Genomic DNA, 1,419 nt, shown 5'->3' on the forward strand with positions numbered 1-1,419 from the left:
GGGTCAACGTAACAATCTGAGGTATTTTATATTTAAGCATATAATTTAGCAAGTCTATATAAGAAAAAAGCTCTATCTCTTACTCCTCTGAACTGTGCTCTAAATGCTTTGATTTTAGCATTGAATGACTCTGCTGCGGCATTGGTTGCCCTCCTTTCAAAAAAATTGATTATATTCAGATAATGTGTTTGTATAGAACGTGCGACCCTTCCAAAGGTGAGGAACCCTGATTTATCTACTTCATCATACCACCTTGCCAGCCTTGTCAAAGCAATATCCTTAAACTTACACTGATGATAGATTAAGCCTAACCGCATAGACAGATAATATCCTTTCTTTATATCGGGATATTCCTTGAAAAGAATTTCAGCTCGTATTCTTTGAGACTGAGTCCATAAGGATTCCTTCTTGTAAAGCAGATAAATGCTTCTCGCTAACAACTGCTTTCTTGTATCTCCATTAGCGAAAACAGGTGCATGATACATCTTTCCACAGGCCTTTGCATAAGCAATCTGAGTGGACTCTTCATCCAAAGCCTCCCAGCGAGCTTTTACACGCATCTCCTGCACCGCTTCATAAGCTAACTTCTGTACGTGAAAGCGATCGGTAACACGTTTGGCCGCAGGAAAGCAGATGCGGGCAATCTGCTCCATGTTAGGAGCCATATCCAAAGTAATCTCGCGCACTTGGTAACGGCGGAGACGGGATAGCTTAAGCAGGACAGAAGTGACCGTATGAACGTCCGTACCTTTAATGATAGCAATCATACTACCTTTACCACCGTGAGCTTCTTTATTGATCAGTACAGTATAGAGTTCTCCACGCGAGAGGGCTACCTCATCAATACAGATATAAGCACCGATATTCTTTTCGAATAGTAGCCAATCCTCTGCATGAACAAGTTGGTCCCAATGGAGATAACCACTTAGATGGTTACGGTATTGACGCTCCAATAAATCTCCGTCAACTCCATATAAAACACCTAAGAGCTTACAACTGATCGGATAGCTATCAATATAGTTCTTTTAAAAAAGACGCAAAATCTTGCGTCATACGAGTACCTTCAGCCACCATACGCCAGTTACGAGAGATATACTCATTATGCTTCTTTAAGATCCAGCGACGACGACGAATATTAAGGAAGACCTTCTTGCCACGAAGAGGAAAATCCTGAACAATAACAGGATCATAAAAGCCTTTACTCTCAGTATCCTGATCTGTATACTTCTCAGGAACGATATTTTTTTCCTCAAGGTAGATCACAACTTCATTTACGCTTTCCTTCACATCAACAAGAGCAAAGTACTCTAAAGTGCCTTCAGGAAGAAGAAGGCGATAACCGTTTAACTCCATAAGCTATGAATTTGGAGACAAAGATAATAATTTATAAATTTACCCCTCAGGTTTTTACATTGACCC

At 40.5% G+C, this 1,419-nt stretch carries 2 protein-coding genes; both read right to left on the reverse strand.

The window, feature by feature from the left end; all coding sequences use genetic code 11:
- Positions 1-32 precede the first annotated feature (32 nt).
- Complete coding sequence (locus tag DWY55_RS21770) at positions 33-953, reverse strand: transposase (protein WP_005837189.1); 921 nt, start codon at positions 951-953, stop codon at positions 33-35.
- A gap of 58 nt (positions 954-1,011) precedes the next feature.
- Complete coding sequence (locus DWY55_RS21775) at positions 1,012-1,353, reverse strand: hypothetical protein (protein ID WP_008666166.1); 342 nt, start codon at positions 1,351-1,353, stop codon at positions 1,012-1,014.
- Positions 1,354-1,419: the final 66 nt, after the last annotated feature.

It is taken from the genome of Bacteroides sp. AF25-38AC, assembly GCF_003602995.1.
GTDB lineage: Bacteria > Bacteroidota > Bacteroidia > Bacteroidales > Bacteroidaceae > Bacteroides > Bacteroides uniformis.